Source organism: Streptomyces sp. NPDC005004 (assembly GCF_053600675.1).
The window spans coordinates 44,433-66,527 of the sequence record NZ_JBSGAH010000027.1; the positions used below are offsets into that span (position 1 = coordinate 44,433).

General features: G+C 73.5%; 16 protein-coding genes. 11 read left to right on the top strand and 5 right to left on the bottom strand.

The window, feature by feature from the left end; genetic code table 11:
* Nucleotides 1–27 precede the first annotated feature (27 nt).
* A complete protein-coding gene (locus ACWEEU_RS28060; protein WP_385745526.1) occupies nucleotides 28–351 on the top strand; it encodes a bifunctional 3-phenylpropionate/cinnamic acid dioxygenase ferredoxin subunit in 324 nt (107 codons plus the stop codon).
* Nucleotides 348–1,532: an NAD(P)/FAD-dependent oxidoreductase gene (locus ACWEEU_RS28065; RefSeq protein ID WP_451735978.1), complete on the top strand. Its 1,185-nt coding sequence runs from the start codon at nucleotides 348–350 to the stop codon at nucleotides 1,530–1,532. The genes ACWEEU_RS28060 and ACWEEU_RS28065 overlap by 4 nt, the downstream gene beginning before the upstream one ends.
* A 61-nt stretch (nucleotides 1,533–1,593) precedes the next feature.
* Here the strand turns inward: ACWEEU_RS28065 and ACWEEU_RS28070 are convergent, their stop codons facing one another.
* Nucleotides 1,594–2,160 carry a hypothetical protein gene (locus ACWEEU_RS28070; protein ID WP_451736007.1) on the bottom strand — a complete coding sequence of 189 codons (567 nt, stop codon included), beginning with the start codon at nucleotides 2,158–2,160 and terminating at the stop codon, nucleotides 1,594–1,596.
* A 445-nt stretch (nucleotides 2,161–2,605) separates the two neighbouring features.
* Between ACWEEU_RS28070 and ACWEEU_RS28075 the strand changes: the two genes are divergently transcribed.
* The 6 genes from ACWEEU_RS28075 to ACWEEU_RS28100 all read left to right on the top strand — a co-directional run bounded on the left by ACWEEU_RS28075 (nucleotide 2,606) and on the right by ACWEEU_RS28100 (nucleotide 11,336).
* On the top strand, nucleotides 2,606–5,605 hold the full coding sequence (locus tag ACWEEU_RS28075) for a nitrate- and nitrite sensing domain-containing protein (RefSeq protein WP_451735981.1): 3,000 nt from the start codon (nucleotides 2,606–2,608) through the stop codon (nucleotides 5,603–5,605).
* The gene (locus ACWEEU_RS28080; RefSeq protein WP_385745531.1) at nucleotides 5,602–6,024 is read left to right on the top strand and encodes a roadblock/LC7 domain-containing protein; all 423 of its coding nucleotides are present in this window, start codon (nucleotides 5,602–5,604) and stop codon (nucleotides 6,022–6,024) included. The genes ACWEEU_RS28075 and ACWEEU_RS28080 overlap by 4 nt, the downstream gene beginning before the upstream one ends.
* Before the next feature lie 9 nt (nucleotides 6,025–6,033).
* Complete coding sequence (locus tag ACWEEU_RS28085) at nucleotides 6,034–6,429, top strand: DUF742 domain-containing protein (protein WP_385745532.1); 396 nt, start codon at nucleotides 6,034–6,036, stop codon at nucleotides 6,427–6,429.
* Nucleotides 6,430–6,453: 24 nt separating this feature from the next.
* The gene (locus tag ACWEEU_RS28090) at nucleotides 6,454–10,092 is read left to right on the top strand and encodes a hydantoinase B/oxoprolinase family protein (protein WP_451735985.1); all 3,639 of its coding nucleotides are present in this window, start codon (nucleotides 6,454–6,456) and stop codon (nucleotides 10,090–10,092) included.
* The gene (locus tag ACWEEU_RS28095; RefSeq protein WP_199587978.1) at nucleotides 10,073–10,678 is read left to right on the top strand and encodes a GTP-binding protein; all 606 of its coding nucleotides are present in this window, start codon (nucleotides 10,073–10,075) and stop codon (nucleotides 10,676–10,678) included. The genes ACWEEU_RS28090 and ACWEEU_RS28095 overlap by 20 nt, the downstream gene beginning before the upstream one ends.
* A gap of 121 nt (nucleotides 10,679–10,799) precedes the next feature.
* Complete coding sequence (locus ACWEEU_RS28100; RefSeq protein ID WP_385745536.1) at nucleotides 10,800–11,336, top strand: NUDIX domain-containing protein; 537 nt, start codon at nucleotides 10,800–10,802, stop codon at nucleotides 11,334–11,336.
* 10 nt (nucleotides 11,337–11,346) lie between these two features.
* Here ACWEEU_RS28100 and ACWEEU_RS28105 read toward each other — a convergent pair whose 3' ends face one another.
* Entirely contained in the window at nucleotides 11,347–13,677 is a 2,331-nt protein-coding gene (locus tag ACWEEU_RS28105) for a glycoside hydrolase family 31 protein (RefSeq protein ID WP_451735988.1), read from the bottom strand.
* Between the two features lie 210 nt (nucleotides 13,678–13,887).
* Between ACWEEU_RS28105 and ACWEEU_RS28110 the strand changes: the two genes are divergently transcribed.
* Nucleotides 13,888–15,855, top strand: a complete 1,968-nt coding sequence (locus ACWEEU_RS28110) for an acetoacetate--CoA ligase (protein WP_451735991.1) — start codon at nucleotides 13,888–13,890, stop codon at nucleotides 15,853–15,855.
* A gap of 6 nt (nucleotides 15,856–15,861) precedes the next feature.
* On the opposite strand, the gene ACWEEU_RS28115 is transcribed toward ACWEEU_RS28110, so the two are convergent.
* Entirely contained in the window at nucleotides 15,862–17,181 is a 1,320-nt protein-coding gene (locus ACWEEU_RS28115; protein ID WP_451735994.1) for an aminotransferase class I/II-fold pyridoxal phosphate-dependent enzyme, read from the bottom strand.
* Nucleotides 17,182–17,292: 111 nt separating this feature from the next.
* Between ACWEEU_RS28115 and ACWEEU_RS28120 the strand changes: the two genes are divergently transcribed.
* Both ACWEEU_RS28120 and ACWEEU_RS28125 read left to right on the top strand, forming a co-directional pair.
* Nucleotides 17,293–18,528 (top strand): MFS transporter, encoded by a 1,236-nt coding sequence (locus tag ACWEEU_RS28120; protein WP_451735997.1) that lies wholly within the window; start codon nucleotides 17,293–17,295, stop codon nucleotides 18,526–18,528.
* Nucleotides 18,525–19,412: a hypothetical protein gene (locus tag ACWEEU_RS28125; RefSeq protein ID WP_451736000.1), complete on the top strand. Its 888-nt coding sequence runs from the start codon at nucleotides 18,525–18,527 to the stop codon at nucleotides 19,410–19,412. The genes ACWEEU_RS28120 and ACWEEU_RS28125 overlap by 4 nt, the downstream gene beginning before the upstream one ends.
* 75 nt (nucleotides 19,413–19,487) lie before the next feature.
* Here ACWEEU_RS28125 and ptsP read toward each other — a convergent pair whose 3' ends face one another.
* Both ptsP and ACWEEU_RS28135 read right to left on the bottom strand, forming a co-directional pair.
* Nucleotides 19,488–21,158, bottom strand: coding sequence for a phosphoenolpyruvate--protein phosphotransferase (gene ptsP / locus ACWEEU_RS28130; protein WP_385745548.1), 1,671 nt, complete (start codon nucleotides 21,156–21,158; stop codon nucleotides 19,488–19,490).
* A 76-nt stretch (nucleotides 21,159–21,234) separates the two neighbouring features.
* Nucleotides 21,235–21,684: a PTS sugar transporter subunit IIA gene (locus ACWEEU_RS28135; RefSeq protein ID WP_385745550.1), complete on the bottom strand. Its 450-nt coding sequence runs from the start codon at nucleotides 21,682–21,684 to the stop codon at nucleotides 21,235–21,237.
* Between the last annotated feature and the right edge of the window lie 411 nt (nucleotides 21,685–22,095).

Below are 22,095 nucleotides of genomic sequence, written 5' to 3' on the forward strand. Positions count from 1 at the left end.
CTTCCGCGTTCCCATTCAGGGGGGTCCGTGATTCCCGTCTGCCGCCTCGATGACCTTCCCGAGGGCGAGTCCGTCCGCGTCGCGACCACACCGCCGGTCGCCGTGTTCCGCACCGACGACGGCGCGTTGTACGCCATCGACGACACCTGCACCCACCAGGACGCCTCCCTCTCCGAGGGCTGGCTGGAGGGCTGCCTGGTCGAATGCCCGCTGCACGCCGCCTCCTTCGATCTGCGCACGGGCGAGCCGACATGCCTCCCCGCACGGCGGCCCGTGCGCACCCACCGCGTCACCGTGGAGGACGGCGTCGTCCACATCCACCTCACCGCGCGGGAGGGCACCGCGGCATGAGGACCGTGACCGTCGTCGGCGCCTCCCTCGCCGGGCTGTACGCCGCCCGGGAACTGCGCGCCCAGGGCTTCGACGGCCGACTGGTGATCGTCGGCGACGAACCCCACCGCCCCTACGACCGCCCGCCCTTGTCCAAGGACTTCCTCACCGGACGCGCCGACGAATCGGTCCTCGCCCTCACCGACGCCGAGGACCGGGCCGCGCTCGGCGCCGAATGGCTCCTCGGCGTCCGCGCGACCGGGCTCGACCCCCGCACCCGCAGGGTCCGGCTCCACACCGGCCGCACGGTCACCACCGACGGCGTCGTCATCGCCACCGGAGCCCGCGCCCGCCGTCTGCCCGGCCCCGTGCCCACCGGCGTCCACACCCTGCGCACCCTGGACGACGCCCGGGCCCTGCGCACCGCGCTCACCGAGGGCCCGCGCCGGGTCGTCGTCATCGGCGGAGGCTTCATCGGCGCCGAGACCGCCTCCTCCTGTGCCGTACTCGGCCACGAGGTCACGGTCGTGGAGGCCGCCCCGCTCCCGTTGCTGCCCCAGCTCGGACCCGAGATGGCCGCCGTCTGCGCCGCACTGCACCGCCGCGCCGGGGTCCGCCTGATCACCGGCACGGGCGTCGCCGCCCTGCGGGGCACCCGCACCGTCACCGCCGTGGACCTCGCCGACGGCCGCACGCTTCCCGCCGACCTCGTCGTCACGGGCATCGGCGCGACCCCGAACACCGACTGGCTCGCGGGCTCCGGACTGCCGCTGCGCGACGGCGTGCTCTGCGACGCGGGATGCGCGACCCCGCTGCCCCAGGTGGTCGCGGCCGGTGACGTGGCCCGCGTCGACGGGATCCGCTCCGAGCACTGGACCGCCGCGACCCTCCAGCCCCGCACGGCCGTCGCCGGCCTGCTCGCCGGGCACACCCGCGAGACCGGCCGCCCGGTGCCGTACTTCTGGTCCGAACAGTACGGATCCCGGCTCCAGTTCGCGGGCAGCCGCCGCGAGGGCGACACCGTCCGCGTCACGGAGGGCACCCTCGCCGACGGCGCGCCCGGCCCGGAGGGCTTCCTCGCCCGCTACGAACGCGACGGCCGCACCGTCGCCGTCCTCGCGGTGGACCGGCCCAAGCCCTTCACCCGCATCCGGCGGGAACTCGGCCGGGAGGAGAAGGAGGCCCAGCCGGCCGCGTTCTGAGGACTCCCGGCCGACGTGGCCGCGTGCGACGAACCTCCGCGGACGACGAGTCCGCACGCTCCTACGAGTGGGACAGCCGCCCGGCGCCCCGCCCGGTTATCCGTTCCTGGTCCCGCCGCCCGGCCCGCTCGCGCCGCCGCGCCGCCCGCCGCTCCCGGCGCAGCGACCGCGCCGTGCTGCTGGGCTCGGAGACCACGCCGTTCCGCTGGTTCCACACCTGGCGCGTCACCCAGACGTCCACCACCGACCAGGTCGCCACCACCGTACTCACCACGCTGCTGATCACCATGGGGAAGGCCGGCCAGGATCCCGCCATCGCGCACAGGAACGCCACCATCGCCTGGATCAGCGTCACCGAGATGAGCAGCACGGCCCGCACCGCCGACGTCCGCACCGGATCGGGCAGCCGACGCCGCCGCGCGGGCTCCTCCACCCACAGCGGCCGGTACGCGGCCCGCGCGCTCTCGTCGTACTCCCCGGGGCGCTCCCGCGCCGCGTGCTCCCGGGACCGTTCGTACGCGTACTCGTGCGTGCCGCCCACCTGACCGGGCACCTTTCGGTCCCGACCGGGCGCCGAGCGCACCGCCACGCTCTTCTCGGGCGCCTCGCGCCGCTCCGCCGTGCCCATCACCGTGTCACTCCCCACCGCCGGCACACCGCTCGCCCCGGAACCGAAAGCTCCGACTCCCCAGTGGCTGCCCGGCTTGCGCTGATTTACGCCGCCGGGACGCGGGACGCGGCTCCTGTGGCCGATTCCGTCCCCGTGTCCCCGCCGACTCCCCGTGCGTTCCCCATGGACAAGGACGCACGGGACGGCCCGAAGATTCCCGGTCCGGGAAAAATTTCGGCCAACCGCCGTCCGTGCGATTTCGGCCCCCGGCGCCCATGACCGTGTCCGGTGCGGCGGCAATCTCACCCAATGCCCTGACAACTCGCCATCTTCCTTTGTCCACAAGGGAGTTCACGCGTCAGACGTGTCTTCGAGTTACGCGTGGGGCGGTAGTAGGCTCGCGCCGTTCCGAGTCGGGACATCCACACTCCCGCGCCCGGCGCGGGCCGAGTTGGGGGAGGCCATGCGCTTTCGCGGGAAGTCGATCCGCCGGAAGATCGTGGCGCTCCTGCTCGTGCCCCTGGTGTCCCTGACCGCCGTCTGGGGCTTCGCCACGGTGCTGACGGGGCGCGAGGTCACGCGGATGCTGCGCGTCTCCCGCACCGTCGAGGACATCGGCCACCCCACCGAGGACACCGTCCGCCTCCTTCAGGGCGAACGCCGCCAGAGCCTCGTTTACCTCGCCGACCCGCGCGCCGCCGACGCCCTCGCCTCCCTGCACCGCGCCCGCACCGACACCGACAGGGCCGTCGCCCGGCTGCATGCGAACGCACGCGACCGCGACACCCGTGCGGCCGTACGCGGAGAGGACGGCGAACGCCTCACCGCCGTCCTGGACGCCCTCGGCGGCCTGGAGTCCCTGCGCCGCGGTGTCGAGGAGCGCACCGTCACCCGCGCCGAGGCCCTCGACCTCTACAACCGGCTCGTCGACCCCTGCTACGCCCTGATCGTCGCCGTCGACGGCATCGACGACGTGGAGATGGACAAGCAGGCGGCCGCCCTGGTCAACACCACCCGCGCCCGCGAACTCCTCTCCCGCGAGGACGCCCTGCTCGCCTCCTCGCTCGTCGTCGGCCGCCTCACCCGCGCCGAGACCCGGCAGATCTCCGACCTCGTCGCCCAGCGCGACCTGCTCTACGACATCAGCCTGCCGCTGCTGCCCGCCGCGGAGCGCGAGCGCTACGAGCACTTCTGGCGCAACGCCGCCACCGCCCCGCTGCGCGTGGCCGAACGCAACGTCGTGGCCACCGACTCCGGCCCCCCGCGCGGCGTCACCGCCACCGGCTGGAAGGCCGCCGCGAGCGGAGTCCTCTACGAACTCGCCAAGCTCGACCAGCAGGCGGGCGACCGCTTCCGCGACCGCGTCCAGCCCGTCGCCATCGGCGTCATCGCCCAGGCCGCCGTGGTCGGCGTCCTCGGCCTCGTCGCCGTCCTCGTCTCCCTCGTCCTCTCCGTACGCGTCGGCCGCCGCCTCATCCGCGACCTGCGGCAGCTCAGCCGCGAGGCGCACGAGGCGTCCGGCACCCGGCTGCCCAACCTGATGCGCCGTCTCACCACCGGCGAACAGGTCGACGTGGAGAGCGAGGTGCCCCGGCGCGAGTACGACAAGAACGAGATCGGCGAGGTCGGCCAGGCGCTCAACACCCTCCAGCGCGCCGCCGTCGAGGCCGCCGTCAAACAGGCCGAGCTGCGCGCCGGTGTCTCCGAGGTCTTCGTCAACCTCGCCCGCCGCAGCCAGGTGCTGCTGCACAAGCAGCTCACCCTGCTCGACACCATGGAGCGCCGCACCGAGGACACCGCCGAACTCGCGGACCTCTTCCGCCTGGACCACCTCACCACCCGTATGCGCCGGCACGCCGAGGGCCTGGTGATCCTCTCCGGCGCCGTGCCCTCGCGGCAGTGGCGCCGCCCCATCCGCCTGATGGACGTCGTACGCGCCGCCATCGCGGAGGTCGAGGACTACGAGCGCATCGAGGTACGGCGGCTGCCCAGCATCGCCGTCACCGGACCCGCCGTCTCCGACCTCACCCATCTCGTGGCCGAACTCCTCGAGAACGCCACCGTGTTCTCCCCGCCGCACACCGCCGTCCAGGTCGTCGGAGAACGGGTCGGCAACGGCTTCACGCTGGAGATCCACGACCGGGGACTCGGCATGACCGCCGACACGCTCCTCGACGCCAACCTCCGGCTCGCGGAGACCCCCGAGTTCGAACTCTCCGACACCGACCGGCTCGGCCTCTTCGTGGTCAGCCGCCTCGCCCGCCGCCAGAAGGTCCGCGTCTCTCTCCAGCCGTCCCCCTACGGCGGCACCACGGCCGTCGTCTTCATCCCCGACGCCCTCCTCAGCGACGACGACCCCGGCACCAACGGCCTCGGCATCCGCCTGGACCCGGCGCGCCTGACGAAGAGCCCCGCGGCCCCCCTCCCCGCACTCCCCGCCGCGCCGTCCGACCCCGACGACTTCCCCGGCGCCATCGGAGACACCGAGACCGAACGCGGCGCCATCTTCCGCCCCCGCGGCTACGTCCCCGCCGCGGACCCGGAAGCGGAAACGGCCCTGCCCCCACGCACCCCGCCCCCGCTCCCGACCCGGCACCGCAGACCCCGGGACGAGGACGAGGTGCTCACGGATGCGACGGACACCGCCGATCCGTCCGGTACCGCGAGCCCGACCGGCCCCGTGCGCCGCGGGGACCTGGCCGACCCGGCCGGTCGCTCGGGTCTGAACGGCCACGACGGACCCTCCGGCGACACCGAGTCCCACGGCTCCGGCGGCTTCCGCGGCCTCGCGGGCCTGTCCGGCCCCGTCGCCCCCACCGGCTTCCCCGACCCGATGGGCGTGCTCGGCCCCGACGTCTCGGCGTACGCCGACGACGCCACCCCCTTCACGGGCTTCACCGATCGCAGGGACGTGGCGGCCCCCGGCGACGACCCGGTCCACCCCACCGGCCCGACGGGCTTCCCGGACCCCACCGGCGTCCTCGGCCCCGCACCCGCGACCGGCTCCGCCTGGTCCCGCGACACCGCCGCGCCCGGCGACCCCACCGGTATGGACGCCCCCACTCCGCCGGGCCGGCCCGACACCCCGGAGTCGCCCCGGCCCGTGACCCCGTGGACCTCCCCGTCCCAGGAGCTTCCCCGGCGCCGCCCCACGGCGGCCGCCCACGAGGGCACCCCGAGTCCCCGTGGCAGGCCGGCCGAAGTCCCGCCCGCCGACGAGGGAACGACCGCCCCCCTCCCCAGGCGGGTCCGCCAGGCCAGCCTGGCACCGCAGTTGAAGCAGGATTCCCGTCGGCGGACCACGGCACAGCCGGCGGAGCCGCCCCCGCGGGACGCCGACGAGGTCCGCACCCGCATGGCCGCGCTGCAACGCGGCTGGCAACGCGGCCGCGACGAGAACGCGGCGGGCGACGAGGCCCGCCACGGCACAGCACCAGGAACGACCAAGGGAGACGGTCGATGACCGCACCGAAGACGATCGGCCACTCGGAGACCGTGAAGAAGGAGCTGAACTGGCTCCTGGACGAACTCGTCGACCGCGTCGCCAGCATCCGCAAGGCCGTCGTGCTCTCCGGCGACGGCCTCGCCACCGGCGTGTCCAAGGACCTCACCCGGGAGGACAGCGAACACCTGGCCGCCGTGGCCTCCGGCTTCCACAGCCTCGCCAAGGGGGTCGGCCGCCACTTCGACGCGGGCAGCGTCCGCCAGACCGTGGTCGAACTGGACGACGCCTTCCTGTTCGTCACCGCCGCGGGCGACGGAAGCTGCCTCGCCGTCCTCGCGGACGCCGACTCCGACGTGGGCCAGGTCGCCTACGAGATGACGCTCCTGGTCAAGCGGGTCGGCGTCCACCTGAGCAGCACCCCGCGCGCGGGCGGGTAGTCGTAGAGCATGAGCCGCAAGGGCCAGGGAGGCCGTCATTGGTTCGACGACGAGGCAGGTCCCGTCGTCCGTCCGTACGCCATGACACGCGGCCGCACCACGAGCGGTACCCAGGAGTTCCTCGACCTGATCGCGGTCGTCGTGACGGAACCCGACGCGGCCGACCCGGAGGCGGACCCGGAACTGGCCCCCGAGCACGTGGAGATCGTCGGACTCTGCCGCGACACCCCGCAGTCGGTCGCCGAACTCGCCGCCGGGCTCGACCTGCCCGTCGGCGTGGTGCGCGTGTTCATCGGGGACCTCGTGCACGCGCGATTCGTCCATGTGACGCGTCCGGTACCCCCGGCGGAACTGCCGGACGAAGGTATCCTGCGCGACGTGATCGACGGCCTCCGGGCACTGTGACCGGCGCGGAAGCAGGGTGGTGACATGGCAGGCTGGCAGTTCTGGATCGACCGGGGCGGCACCTTCACCGACATCGTGGCGCGCCGCCCCGACGGCACCCTGCTCACCCGCAAACTGCTCTCGGACAACCCGGCGCGGTACGCCGACGCGGCCGTCGCCGGGGTCCGCGAACTGCTCGGCGGCTCCCCGGAGGGCGTCGACTCCGTCCGTATGGGCACGACCGTGGCGACCAACGCCCTGCTGGAGCGCAAGGGCGAACGCACGCTCCTGGTGATCACGCGCGGTTTCCGCGACGCCCTGCGCATCGCCTATCAGGACCGCCCGCGCATCTTCGCCCGCCGCATCGAACTGCCCGAGCAGCTCCACGCGCGCGTCCTGGAGGTGGACGAGCGGATCGCCCCCGACGGCACCGTGCTGCGCGCGCCCGACCTCGGCGCGCTCGAACGGGAGCTGCGCAGCGCCCACGACGACGGCATCCGCGCGGTCGCCGTCGTCTGCCTCCACAGCCATCTGCACCCCGCCCACGAGCAGGCCGTCGGGGAACTCGCGGAGCGGATCGGCTTCCCGCAGATCTCGCTGTCCAGTGAGGTCAGCCCGCTCATGAAGCTCGTCCCGCGCGGCGACACCGCCGTGGTCGACGCCTACCTCTCGCCCGTGCTGCACCGCTACGTCCGTCGCGTCGCGGACGAACTGCGCGACGTACGGCTGATGTTCATGCAGTCCAACGGCGGCCTCACCGAGGCGCACCGGTTCCGCGGCAAGGACGCGATCCTGTCCGGCCCGGCAGGCGGCATCGTCGGCATGGCGCGGATGTCGCGCCTCGCCGGGTTCGACCGGGTCATCGGCTTCGACATGGGCGGCACCTCCACCGACGTCTCGCACTACGCGGGGGAGTACGAGCGGGTCCTCACCACCCGCATCGCGGGCGTGCGGCTGCGCGCGCCCATGCTCGACATCCACACCGTGGCGGCCGGCGGCGGCTCGGTGCTGCACTTCGACGGCTCCCGCTACCGCGTCGGCCCCGACTCGGCCGGCGCCGAACCCGGTCCCGCCTGCTACCGCGCGGGCGGCCCCCTCACGGTCACCGACGCGAACGTGATGCTCGGCCGCATCCAGCCCGCCCACTTCCCGGCCGTCTTCGGCCCGGACGGCGACCAGTCCCTGGACGCGGACCTCGTCCGTGACCGCTTCACCGAACTCGCGGCAGAGATCCGCGACCACACCGGCGACGACCGCACCCCGGAGGACGTGGCCGAGGGCTATCTGCGGATCGCCGTCGCGAACATCGCCAACGCCGTCAAGCGGATCTCCGTCCAGCAGGGCCACGACGTCACCCGTTACGCGCTGACCACCTTCGGCGGCGCGGGCGGCCAGCACGCCTGCCGGGTCGCGGACGCCCTCGGTATCCGCACCGTCCTCGTGCCGCCCATGGCGGGACTGCTCTCCGCGCTCGGCATCGGACTGGCCGACACCACCGCCATGCGCGAACAGTCCGTCGAGGCGGCCCTCTCCGACGACTCGATGCCCGAAGTCCTGCGAGTAGCAGCCGAGTTGGAGGAAGCGGCCCGTGCCGAACTGCGCGCCGAGCACGTCCCCGACGACCGCGTCGAGACCGTCCGCCGCGCCCAGTTGCGCTACGACGGCACCGACACCGCCCTGACCGTCGAACTGACCGACCCCGACACGATGCTGCACGCCTTCGAGGAACGTCATCGCGCCACGTACTCCTTCACGCTGGACCGCCCCGTCGTCGTGGAATCCCTCTCCGTCGAAGCCACCGGCCTCACCCCGCCCCCCGACCTCTCCGCCCTCGCCCCCTACGAGGGCCGGCCCGCCGAACCCGGCACCGCCCGCCTCCACACCGGCGGCACCTGGCGCGACGTACCCCTCCACCGCCGCGAGGCGCTTCCTCCCGGCGAGACCGTCGCCGGCCCCGCGGTCATCACCGAGGCCGGGTCCACCACCGTGGTCGACGACGGCTGGCGGGCCGCGGCGAACGACGACGGACATCTGGTCATGGAACGGACCTCCGTCACGCAGAGTTCCCGGCCGGACACGGAAGTCGATCCGGTGCTGCTGGAGGTCTTCAACAACCTCTTCATGTCGATCGCGGAACAGATGGGCGCCCGGCTCGAATCCACGGCCCAGTCCGTCAACATCAAGGAACGCCTGGACTTCTCCTGCGCCCTCTTCGACCCGGACGGAAACCTGGTCGCCAACGCCCCCCACATCCCCGTCCACCTGGGCTCCATGGGCACCGCCGTCAAGGAGGTCGTCCGCCGCCGGGGCCCCGCCATGCGCCCGGGCGACACCTATGCCGTCAACGACCCGTACCACGGCGGCACCCACCTCCCCGACGTCACCGTGATCACCCCGGTGTTCGGCGCCGACGACGCGACCGGCACGGACGGTGAGCCCCCCGTCCTCTTCCACGTCGCCTCACGCGGCCACCACGCCGAGATCGGCGGCATCGCGCCGGGCTCCATGCCCGCCCACAGCCGCACCATCGACGAGGAGGGCGTCCTCTTCGACAACTGGCCGCTGACCGAGGACGGCCGCCTCCGCGAGGAGGAGACCCGCCGCCTGCTCACCGAGGCGCCGTACCCCAGCCGCAACGTCCGCACCAACCTCGCCGACCTGCGCGCCCAGATCGCCGCCAACCAGAAGGGCGTCGACGAAGTGCGCCGGATGATCGAGGAGTTCGGCCTCGACGTCGTCCAGGCGTACATGCGGCACGTCCAGGACAACGCCGAGGAAGCGGTCCGCCGTGTCATCGACGCCCTGGACGATGGCGAGTACGCCTACGAGACCGACTCCGGCGCGGTCATCCGCGTGCGCGTGCGCGTGGACCGCGCCGCACGCCGCGCCACCATCGACTTCACCGGCACCTCACCCCAGCTCGGCACCAACTTCAACGCCCCCACCTCGGTCGTCCACGCCGCCGTCCTCTACGTCTTCCGCACCCTGGTCGCGGACGACATCCCGCTCAACGACGGCTGTCTGCGCCCACTGGACATCGTCGTGCCGTCCGGCTCGATGCTCGCGCCCGAGCCGCCCGCCGCCGTCGTCGCCGGGAACGTCGAGACCTCCCAGGCCCTCACCGGCGCCCTCTACGCCGCGCTCGGTGTCCAGGCCGAGGGCTCGGGCACCATGAACAACGTCACCTTCGGCAACGAACGCCACCAGTACTACGAGACGGTCGCCTCGGGCTCCGGCGCCGGACCCGGCTACCCGGGCGCCGACGCCGTACAGACCCACATGACCAACTCCCGCCTCACCGACCCCGAGATCCTCGAATGGCGGCTGCCCGTCCGCCTCGAGGAGTTCGCCGTACGGCGGGGGAGCGGCGGCGCGGGCCAAGAGCGCGGCGGCGACGGCGTGGTGCGCCGGATCCGCTTCCTGGAGCCCATGACCGTCTCCACGCTCTCCCAGCACCGCCGTGTCCCGCCCTACGGCATGGCGGGCGGCGCGCCCGGCGCGCTCGGCGCCAACCGGGTGGAGCACGCCGACGGCACCGTGACCGATCTGGGCGGCAGCGGCTCGGCCGAGGTCGGACCCGGCGACGTACTCGTCATCGAAACCCCCGGTGGCGGCGGCTACGGCCCGCCGTCCTCCGACCACCACCGAGCAGGAGAAGAGACCGATGGTCTTCCGACGACCTGAACGCGCCAAGCCCCCGGTCGAGCCCGTCACGCTCAAGATCCTGGTGGCGGGCGGCTTCGGCGTCGGCAAGACCACCCTGGTCGGCGCGGTCAGCGAGATACGCCCGCTGCGCACCGAGGAACTCCTCACCGAGGCCGGGCGCCCCGTGGACGACCTCAGCGGCATCGAGGGCAAGCACACCACCACGGTCGCCATGGACTTCGGCCGCATCACCCTGCGCGCGGACCTCGTGCTCTACCTGTTCGGCACGCCGGGGCAGGAGCGGTTCTGGTTCATGTGGGACGAACTGTCGGAGGGCGCGCTGGGCGCGGTCGTCCTCGCCGACACCCGCCGCCTGGAGGACTGCTTCGCCGCCGTCGACTACTTCGAGCGGCGCGCGATCCCCTTCGTCATCGCCGTCAACTGCTTCGAGGGCGCCGACCGTTACCCGGCGGAGACGGTCCGCCAGGCTCTCGACCTCGATCCCGGTGTGCCGTTGCTGCTGTGCGACGCCCGCGATCGCGAGTCGGTCAAGGAGGTCCTCATCGGGGTCGTACGGCACGCCATGGAGCAGGCCGCCGAACGCCGCCGCACCGTCACCGGCTGACCGCGCCTCCGGCGTCCACCATGAACCCCCGACGACAGAAGAGACGACAGAAGAGACGACAGAAGAGGCGACTGAAGAGGCGACAGGAGACGCCCCACCTCTGATCGGATACAGTCCGCGCGTGTCCGAATCTCAGCACTCACCTGTCAACTCCGCGCCCGGCTCGCACTGTTCGAGCTGCGGAGCCCCCTACGGGGAGAGCATCACCGGCTGGCCGCGCACCTGCCCGGCCTGCGGCACCGTCGCCTACCGCAACCCGCTGCCCGTGGCCGTCGCGCTCCAGCCCGTCTACGACACCCAGGGCACCGCGCTGGTCGTCATCACCCGCACCGTCGGTCCCGAGCGCGGCGGCATCGCCCTGCCCGGCGGCTACGTCGACGACCGCGAGGACTGGCGGCACGCCCTCGTCCGCGAGCTCAAGGAGGAGACCGGCATCGAGGCGGCGGCCCGGGACGTGCGGCTCATGGACGCCATGAGCGCCCCCGACGGCCACCTCCTCCTCTTCGGGCTCCTGCCGGAACGCCCCGCCGACACCCTCCCCGCCTCCGCCGCGACCGACGAGACCGAGGGCTGGCACCTGCTGCGCACCCCCGACGAACTCGCCTTCCCGCTGCACACCCTCGCCGCGCGGGCCTGGTTCGAGGGCCGCTACATCTGACCCGCCCCGCTCACCCCAGCCCCCGTATCCGCACCGGGCAGGACGGTTCCGCCGAGCCGTCCTCCCCCTCCAGGGTGACCACCACCTCCGCACCCCGCCGGCGCACCGCGTACCGCTCGGTGCCCGCCTTCTCCCAGCCGTCGCCCGCGTCCCGCACCACGAGTCCGCCGCCCGTGCGCCCCTCGGCGGGAGCCCATACCTCCAGCTCCGTCCCGCCGTCCGCCCCCCGCACCGGCAGCACCGCACCCGCGCGCGCGAGCACGGGTATCCGGGACATCGGCGCCTCCACCAGCACCTGCGCCGGACCCTCGTACACCCGCTCCGTCGCCGTGTCGTACCAGCGCCCGCGCGGCAGCCGCACCGCCCGCCGGTCCGCCCCCGGCGCCAGCACCGGCGCCACCAGCAGCGCGTCCCCGAGCAGGAACGCGTCCCCGCAGTCCCGCAGCGCCCGGTCCTCCGGCGCCCCCCACCACACCGGCCGTACGCACGGCGTCCCGGTCCGCCGCGCCAGGTGCGCCAGCGTCACGAAGTACGGCGAAAGCCGCCGCCGCTCCGCCAGCGCCCCGCGCACGTGCTCCAGTACCGCCGGACCGACCTCCCACGGTTCCCCGGCCCCGGCACGCCCCCGCGCGCGCGTACGGAACAGCGGCAGAAACGCGCCCAGTTGCAGCCACCGCAGATACAGCTCCGGCGCCACGCCCCCGTCGACGTCCACTCCCGCGTACGGCACCCCGCACAGTCCGAGACCCAGCACCTCCGCCAACGACGCCCGCAGCCCCGGCCAGTCCGTGACCGCGCCCCCGGCCGACACCCCGCCGTAGCGCTGCGCCCCCGCCCAGCCGGCCCCGGACACCACGAAGGGCCGCTCCCGGGGCGCCAGTTCGCGCAGCCCCTCGTACGCGGCACGCGCCATGGAGAGGCCGTACACGTTGTGCGCCTCCCGGTGATCACCACCGCGCCCCTCCAGCGCGTGCCGCGCCGAACGCGGCAACGTCGGCTCACCAAAGGCGCTCAGCACCGTCGGCGCGTCCATGGTGTGCCACACACCCGCGAACCCCTGCTCCCGCCGCTCCCGGTGCAGCCCGCCCCACCAGGCGCGGACGCGCGCGTGCGTGAAGTCGGGGAAGTACGACTCCCCGCACCACGCCTCGCCCCGCACCGTTCGCCCGGAGCCGTCCCGCACGAACGCGTCCGCCGCGGACCCCGACGCGAGCACCGCCCCGCCCGGCACCGCCCGCACGGCGGGAGCGGTCTCCGACACGAGCCGTATCCCGTCCCGCGCCAGTTCCTCGGCCACCACCGCGAGCTTCGGGAACCGCTCCTCGTCCAGGGTGAACGCCTCGCCGTGCCACCCGGCCCCCAGATGCACCGCGTCCAGCGCCAGTTCCCGCTCCCGGTACCCCGCGACGAGTCGCCGCAGCTCCTCCTCGCCGCTCAGCCGCCCCGGCACGTGATGGTGTCCCAGCGCCCACGCCGGCGGCAGCGCGGCCGCACCCGTCAGCGACGCCCACGTGCCCAGGACGCGCGCGGGAGTGCCCACCACCACCCAGCAGCGCAGCGGACCCCCGTCCATCCGCACCTCGCAGCGCCCCGCCCGGTCGTGCCCCGACCCGGCACCCTCCTCGCCCTCCCGCAGGATCACCGTGCCGTCCCACGTCGTGTCGTGGAACACCAGATGCGCCCCCGCGTCCGCCACCACCAACTGCACCGGCACGGCGGTGCGCGGCTCGCCCCCCTGCCCGGGGCCGGCGTTCCACAACCGGTACGCGCCGTCCCTCAGCCGAGGACCCGACGCCCGGCCTCCCAGGCCGAAGAACCGTGCGTCCGCCGCCACCTCCGAGCGCAGCGTCCACCGCGCCTCACCCCCGCCGACCGGCTCCCACCAGCGCGGCGGCAGATCCCGCCGCAGCACCACCCCGCCCGGCGTGCACACCTCCACCGCCCCGTGCCGCGAGACCGTCACCGTGGCCCGCTCGGACACCACCCGCCAGCCGCCGTCCTTGTCCGGCTCGAGAACCACCCGGGGGTCGGCCTCGGGGCAGCCCCCGGCCAGCGCGTACGACGGCTCGGGTCCCGCCCCGTCCCAGCCCCAGAACACGGCGCCGCCCGCCGTCACCACGATCCGCAGCTCCGACCGCTCGAACCGCAGCACCCCGCCGCCCGGCTCCGGCACCGACTCCCGCACCTGCCCCGGCACCCGCGCCCGCTCAGCCCCGCGCGGCGGCAGCCCCACGGCGTCGGCACGCCGCCTGCGCCAGGCGGCCCGCCACGTCCGCACCGCCCGGGCTGCCCGCCCCGAACCGACCTCACCCATCGAACGCACCAGGTCACGACCGTCCATGCTGCTCACCCTGTCACTGAGCGCCCCACCCGGGCGGGCCGTTCAACTGCCGTTCACCCAGGCCCGGACCACATATAACCGGCCCCGACTGTGTGGGGCGTGCCCTGGTGCAGAAGTCGATCACATGGCATCGTCCCTGTCAGCCGTCCCGCACACACCTCGGCGCGGACGCAGGAGACGCAACGACGCGTACAGCCCGGGAGCCGCCCCATGTCCACCGCGAACCCCCAGCCGCTCTGGCAGCCCGATCCCGAACGGATCGACCGGGCCCGCATCACCCGGTTCCAGGCATGGGCCGCCGACCACCACGGCGCCCCCGCCGACGGCGGCTACTTCGCGCTGCACCAGTGGTCCGTCACCGAGCCGGAGTCCTTCTGGCGGGCGGTCACCGAGTGGTTCGACGTCCGCTTCGGCACGCCGTACGCGCGCGTGCTCGGCGACCGCTCCATGCCCGGCGCCCAGTGGTTCCCCGGCGCCACCGTCAACTACGCCGAACACGCCCTGCGCGCCGCCGCGGAGCGCCCGGACGACGCGGCCCTCCTCCGTGTCGACGAGACCCACGAACCGCGCCCCGTCACCTGGGCCGAGCTGCGCCGCCAGGTCGGCTCGCTGGCCGCCCGCCTGCGCGACCTCGGCGTACGCCCCGGCGACCGCGTCAGCGGCTACCTCCCCAACATCCCCGAGGCCGTCGTCGCCCTGCTCGCCACCGCCGCCGTCGGCGCCGTGTGGACCTCCTGCGCCCCCGACTTCGGCGCCCGCAGCGTCCTCGACCGCTTCCAGCAGGTCGAACCCGTCGTCCTGTTCACGGTCGACGGCTACCGCTACGGCGGCAAGGAGCACGACCGCCGCGACACCGTCGCCGAACTGCGCCGCGAACTGCCCACCCTGCGCGCGGTCGTCCACATCCCGCTCCTCGGCACCGACGCCCCCGAGGGCGCCCTCGACTGGTCGGCGCTGACCGCCGACGACACCGAGCCCGTCTTCGAACAGGTCCCCTTCGACCACCCCCTGTGGGTGCTCTACTCCTCCGGCACCACCGGACTGCCCAAGGCCATCGTCCAGTCCCAGGGCGGCATCCTCGTCGAGCACCTCAAGCAGCTCGGCCTGCACTGCGACCTCGGCCCCGAGGACCGCTTCTTCTGGTACACCTCGACCGGCTGGATGATGTGGAACTTCCTCGTCTCCGGTCTGCTCACCGGCACGACGATCGTCCTGTACGACGGCAGCCCGGGCTTCCCCGACACCGGCGCCCAGTGGCGCGTCGCCGAGCGCACCCGCGCCACGCTCTACGGCACCTCCGCCGCCTACGTCATGGCCTGCCGGAAAGCCGGCGTGCACCCCGCCCGCGACTTCGACCTCTCCACGGTCCAGTGCGTCGCCACCACCGGCTCCCCGCTGCCCCCCGACGGCTTCCGCTGGCTGCACGACGAGGTCCGCGACGACCTCTGGATCGCCTCCGTCAGCGGCGGCACCGACGTCTGCTCCTGCTTCGCCGGAGCCGTGCCGACCCTGCCGGTCCACACCGGCGAACTCCAGGCGCCCGGCCTCGGCACCGACCTCCAGTCCTGGGACCCCAGCGGCAAGCCCCTGGTGGACGAGGTCGGCGAACTGGTCGTCACCAACCCCATGCCCTCCATGCCGGTCCGCTTCTGGAACGACCCCGACGGCAGCCGGTACCGCGAGAGCTACTTCGAGACCTACCCCGGCGTCTGGCGCCACGGCGACTGGATCACCGTCACCTCACGCGGCTCGGTGATCATCCACGGCCGCTCGGACTCCACCCTCAACCGCCAGGGCGTCCGCATGGGCTCCGCCGACATCTACGAGGTGGTCGAGCGGCTGCCCGAGATCAAGGAGTCCCTCGTCATCGGCATCGAACAGCCCGACGGCGGCTACTGGATGCCCCTCTTCGTCCACCTCGCCCCCGACACCGTCCTGGACGACGCCCTGCGCGACCGCGTCAGGAAGGCCATCCGGGAGCAGCTCTCCCCGCGCCACATCCCGGACGAGATCATCGAGGTCCCCGGCGTCCCGCACACCCTCACCGGCAAGCGCATCGAGGTCCCGGTCAAACGCCTCCTCCAGGGCACCCCGCTGGAGAAGGCGGTCAACCCCGGCTCCATCGACGACCTGAGCCTGCTCGGCTTCTACGAGGAACTGGCCCGCAAGCGCACCTGACCCCGGTCAACCCCCGTAGGTGGCCTCGGACTCGCCCAGCACGGCCGCGAAGTCCGAGGCCAGCCGCGCCGCCTCCGGCGGTTCGAGGTCCGCCGTGGTGATCCGCACCCCCGGCGCCGAGGCCAGCCGGAACCGCGCCCCGGCCGCCACCCACCAGCCGCGCGAACGCAGCCCGTTCACCACCGCCGACTCGTCGCGCACCGGCACCCACAGATTCAGCCCGCTCACCCCGTGAGCCGGGGCACCCCGCTCGGCCAGCGCCCCCGCGAGAGCCATCCGGCGCTCGGCGTACGCGGCACGCGCCCGGGTCACCAGACCCCGGGTGCTCTCGTCCGTCAGCAGGCCGTACGCGGTCTCCTGGAGCAGATGACTGACCCAGCCCGAGGTCAGCAGCAGCCGCCCGTCGTGCCGGGCCAGCGTCACCGGGTCGCACGCGGCGGCCGCCCACCGCAGGTCGGTGCCGAGGAACTTGCTCACCGTCCGCACGTGCGCCCAGCGGGCGAGACCGGCTCCGGACAGCGTGCGCAGCGGCGCTCCGGACACGTCGGAGGCGTGGTCGTTCTCCACCACCAGCACGTCCGGCGCCTCCCGCAGCACCTCGGCCAGCGCGTCCCGGCGCGCCGTGGAGAAGGCCCCGCCGAACGGATTCTGCGCCCGGGGACTGAGCACCACCGCGCGCACCCCGGCCCGCAGCGCGCTCCGCAACTGCTCGGGCCGCATCCCCTCGTCGTCCACGGCGACGGACACCGACCGCAGCCCCAACGCCGCCACCAGGTCGAGCAGATGGTGATAACCGGGGTCCTCCATCGCCACGGCGTCCCCGGGGCGCAGCTCGGCGGAGAGCACCCGGCCGATGAAGTCCAGCGCCCCGTGCGCGAACGTCACGTGCTCCACCGGCACCCCGTCCGCCCCCAGCCACGCGCGCACCGCGTCCTCCAGCCGCGCGAGCCGGGGCGTGGAGCGGTGCGAGCGGACGCCGGGGGACAGGCGCGAGGGCGGCACCAGCGCGGGGAGCAGCGCCGGATCCGGGTGCCCGCCCGCCAAGTCCCGCAGCCCCTCGGGCACCTTGGGCGGCCGCCGGGACGCGACCGAGGGGGCCTCCGCCACGACCGTGCCGCCCCGGCCGAGCGTGACGACGATCCCGCGCCGCCGCAGCTCCTTGTACGCGGTGGCGACCGTGCCCGCGCTCACCCCCAGCTCCTCCGCGAGCCGCCGCACCGGGGGCAGCGCCGCCCCCGGTGCCAACGCACCCTCGGACACGCCCTGTTCTACGGAGCGCGTAATCCCCTTGGCGGTCGTACCGCTGATCTCATATTGTGTTGCCACGTTGCTGATTATGTATCAGTACAGAATTCGAGGCAAGGGGGAACCGTGGCCGCGAAGCCCGGGTCAGCCATCCACCGACCACGCATACCGGGAGGCCGCGACGGACGCCGGATGCTCGCCGTCACCTTCCTCGACCGCATCGGCAGCGGCCTGTGGGCCTCCGTCTCCGTCCTGTACTTCACCTACGTCTCCCACCTCTCCGCTGCCCAGGTCGGCGCCCTCGCCGCGATCGCGGGCGCCGCCGGCATCGCGGGCGCACCCCTCGGCGGCCGCATCGCCGACCGGCTCCCGCTCACCCACGTCCTGGTCGGCCTCCAACTCCTGCGCGCACTCGCCTCGTTCGCGCTCCTCACCACGGACCACTACGGCCTGCTCGTCGCCTACTCCGCCCTCGGCGCCCTCGGCGACCGCGCCGCCAGCATCCTCACCAAGCTCTACGCGACCCGCGTCGCCGGACCCGACCGCGTCCGCTACCAGGCCATCAACCGCACCGCCTCCAACGCGGGATGGGCGCTCGGCGGCCTCGCCGCGGCCGCCGCCCTCACCCTCGGCACGACCACCGCCTACCGCTGGCTCCTCTCCGGCGACGCGCTCTCCTTCGTCCTCGTCGCCCTCCTCACCCTGACCTGCGCCGAACCCCCCTCCCCGAGCCGCGTCGCCGCCACCGCCGAGGACACCCCACGCACCCGCCCCCGCAGCCCCTGGCGCGACCGCACCTACCTCGCCTACGTCGGCACCGAGACCGTCCTCTTCCTGGACGACACCTACTTCAAGGTCGGCCTGCCACTCTGGATCGCCCACACCCCAGGCGTCCCGCACGGCCTCGCGCCCCTGCTGCTCGTGCTCAACAGCGTGCTGGTCGTCGCCTTCCAAGTGCCGCTCTCCCGCTTCGGCGCCACCACCGACGCATCCCGCCGGCTCCTTCTGCCGCTCTCCGCCGTGTTCGCCGCGGGCGGCCTCGCCATGACCCTCTCCGCCACCGGCGACCCCCTCCGCGCCACCTGCCTGCTCACCGTCGCTGCCGCCCTCTTCACCCTCGCCGAGATGCTGCACGCCACCATCTCCTGGGAACTCTCCGTCGCCCTCGCCCCCGACGACGCCCAGGGCGCCTACCTCGGCGTCCACGGCCTCGCCCAGGCCGCGCAACGCTCCCTCGGCCCCCTCGCCGTCACCGCCGCCCTCGCCCTCGGCCCCCTCGGCTGGACCGCCCTCGGCACCACCATCGCCCTGACCTGCGGAATCCAGCACCGCCTGATCCGCGACCGACTCCGCCCCGCCCCATTGTCAGTGCCCACGGCTACGGTGAGTGAGCATCGATCGACCGAGCATCACGGGGGCATCACATGACACACACCGACCAGCGGACCCAGCGACGCGCCCTGCACCGCGAGATCGCCGGCACCGTCGGCCTCCTCACCGACGCCCACGACTTCCAGACCATGCGGCGCTACGACAGCTTCCCCTTCGACGACCACCCGGCCTACCTGAAGAACCTCGAAGCCGTCCTCAAGTCCCGCACCGCACAGGGCAGCCACACCACGCTCGCCCTCTTCGACCCCGAGGAGTACGCCGAGTACTGCACCGCCGACGGCCTCGACCCCGGAGCCCCGGCCAACCGGAGCCGCTTCACCGCCGAACTCGCGAACCTCGGCCCCACCCTCGCCTACGAGGGCCAGCCCCTCACCACCCTGCTGCCCGCGCTCGTCGACGCGGCGGTCCGCCAGGCCACCTGGGAGTACGCCACCACCCTGCTCACCCGCCTCGGACCCTGCCCCACCTGCGGCGAGGACATCGGACGCGCCGCCTTCATCCGCGCCGCCGCACTCCTCGCCCGCGTCCTCGAAGCAGCGCCACCCGGCGACCAGCACCTCGTGTGCAGCGTCTCCGGCCCACCCGAAACCCTCGTCGCCGTGCTCCACGCCGACCGACAGGACACCGGACCCGCCGAACCCGACCAGGCCGAGGCCATCGAATTCACCAGCGTCCTCGCCCTCGGCCTCGCCACCCGCAGTCCCGGCGGCCTCGTCATGCGCACCACCGCCCCCGGCCGACCCGACCGCGTCCACGGCTGGCGCATCCGCGCGGGCGCACTCGAACCCCTCACCGCCGCCGAGGTCTTCGACGCCTACTGCACCGACGCCGAATCCGGCGACCTCGTCGCCCCCGAATCCGGCGTCGACTACTGCGCGGCCCCCGACCTCGGAGAGGATGGCCCCGAGCACCGGCACTGAGGAACGCGTCAGGGAAACGCCGAGGGGCGCCCCACCCGAAGGCGGGGCGCCCCTGCGCCGGAAGACCGGTGGCCGTTACTCGCCGGACAGCACGGCCTGCGCCGCCGCCCGCGCCTCGTCGGCGCTGTCCGTCGCACGCGCCGCGACCGCGGCACGCTCGCACTGCTCCAGCGTGTACTGCGCCAGCGTCGCCCGCACATAAGGAATCGACGCCGCACCCATGGAGAGGGAGGTGACACCCAGACCCGTCAGCACACACGCCAGCAGCGGATCGGACGCGGCCTCACCGCACACACCGCAGCTCTTGCCCTCGGCCTTCGCCGCCTCCGCCGACAGCGCGACCAGGTCGAGCAGCGCGGGCTGCCACGGGTCCTGGAACCGCGACACCGCGCCCACCTGCCGGTCGGCGGCGAACGTGTACTGCGCGAGGTCGTTCGTGCCCAGCGACAGGAACTCGACCTCCGAGAGGATCGAGCGCGCCCGCAGCGCGGCCGAGGGGATCTCCACCATCGCGCCGTACTTCGCGTTCAGCCCCGCCTCACGGCAGGCGTCCGCGAACGCCTTGGCGTCCGCCCGGTCCGCCACCATCGGCGCCATGACCTCAAGGCGCACCGGCAGCCCCTCGGCGGCCTTCGCCAGCGCGGTCAGCTGCGTGCGCAGGATCTCCGGGTGGTCGAGGAGGGTCCGCAGACCGCGCACACCCAGCGCCGGGTTGGGCTCGTCGGCGGGGGTGAGGAAGTCCAACGGCTTGTCCGCACCCGCGTCCAGCACGCGCACGACGACACGACCCTCGGGGAACGCCTCCAGGACCTGGCGGTACGCCTCGACCTGCTTCTCCTCCGAAGGCGCGTTCTTGCTGTCGTCCAGGAACAGGAACTCGGTGCGGAACAGACCCACACCCTCGGCCCCTGCCTCCACGGCCGCGGGCACGTCCGCCGGACCGCCGACGTTCGCGAGCAGCGGCACCATGTGCCCGTCGGCCGTGGCACCCGGGCCACTGACGGAGGACAGCGCGGCCACCCGCGCGGCGGCGGCGGCCTCCAGCCGCGTCCTCGTCTCCTCGCTCGGGTTCACGAACACGTCACCCGTGCTGCCGTCCACGGCGACCAGTGAACCCTCGGCCAGCTCGACCGCGCCCGGCAGCGCCACCACGGCCGGCACACCGAGCGCCCGAGCCAGGATCGCGCTGTGGCTGGTCGGCCCGCCCTCCTCGGTCACGAAGCCGAGCACCAGCGCCGGGTCGAGCAGCGCGGTGTCCGCCGGAGCCAGGTCCCGGGCCACCAGTACATAGGGCTCGTCACTGTCCGGCACACCCGGCATCGGCACGCCGAGCAGCCGGGCCACGATCCGGTTCCGCACGTCGTCGAGGTCGGCCACCCGGCCCGCCAGATACTCACCGGCGGCGGCCAGCAGCTCGCGGTACGCCGCGAACGCGTCGTACACCGCGCGCTCCGCCGTACTGCCCGCGGTGATCCGCCGGTCCACGTCCGCCATCAGCTCGGGGTCCTGCGCCATGAGGGACTGAGCCTCGAGGACGGCCTGGGCCTCGCCGCCCGCCAGGTTGCCGCGTGCCACCAGGTCGGCCGCCACCGCGTCCACGGCCTGGCGCGCGCGAGCCTGCTCGCGCTCCGCCTCCTCGGCCGCGATCTGCTTGGCCGGCGGCTCCAGCACCGCCGTTCCCATGTGCCTGACCTCGCCGATCGCCACACCGTGGCTGACCCCGACGCCCCGCAGCGTTGTCTCCATCTCACCGTCTCCGCTTAGTGCGGCGGCCCCCGCCGCCGAGTGGGTATTCATGTACGCCGTCAGACGGCGGCTGTGGTCAGGACCAGGAGAAGAGGCTGTCGCCCTGCTGCACCTGGCCGCTCTCGACCACCTCGGAAAGGGACTCGGCCGTCGCCTCCAGGGCCACGACCGGACAGATCGGGGACTTGCCGGCTGTCTCCACGGCGGCGGGGTTCCAGCGCACGATGCTCTGGCCGCGCTTCACCCTGTCCCCCTTGTTCACAAGAAGCTCGAAGCCCTCGCCGTTGAGCTGGACGGTGTCGATGCCGAGGTGTACGAGCACGCCGTGCCCCTCGTCGTCCACCACGACGAACGCGTGCGGGTGAAGGGAGACGATGACGCCGTCCACGGGGGAGACGGCCTCGGAGGGCTCGCGCACGGGGTCGATGGCGGTGCCCGGGCCGACCATGGCCCCGGCGAAGACCGGATCGGGCACGTCGGCCAGTCCGAGGGCGCGTCCGGCGAGCGGGGACGTCACGGTGGTCATGGGTGGCCTCCCAAGGAGTGGGGGTGCATACGCGCCGTCACCGCCTGTCCCGGACAGCGCACTGAGCAGCAGCGTATGCCAGTTGTAGTCGCAGTTCTGCGGAGAAGCTACCAGGTAGTGGTCTAGACCACCAACAGCAACGGTTTGCGCTGCCGCCGGGACTTGTGTACAGTCGTCGTCCTGCCCGAGAGAGGCGGCGCGAAAGCGTGCCTCTGGTGGCAGCACCCAAACTCGTCAGATCCTATCTGTGGATCACCTTCCGCATGTCTGCGGAAAGGATGGTTCAGAGGGCCGGAAAAACCCTGGTAGAGTTTGGACCGCCGGAAAGGGAAACGCGAAAGCGAGAACCTGGAAAGCACCGAGGAAATCGGATCGGAAAAAGATCTGATAGAGTCGGAAACACCGAAGGGA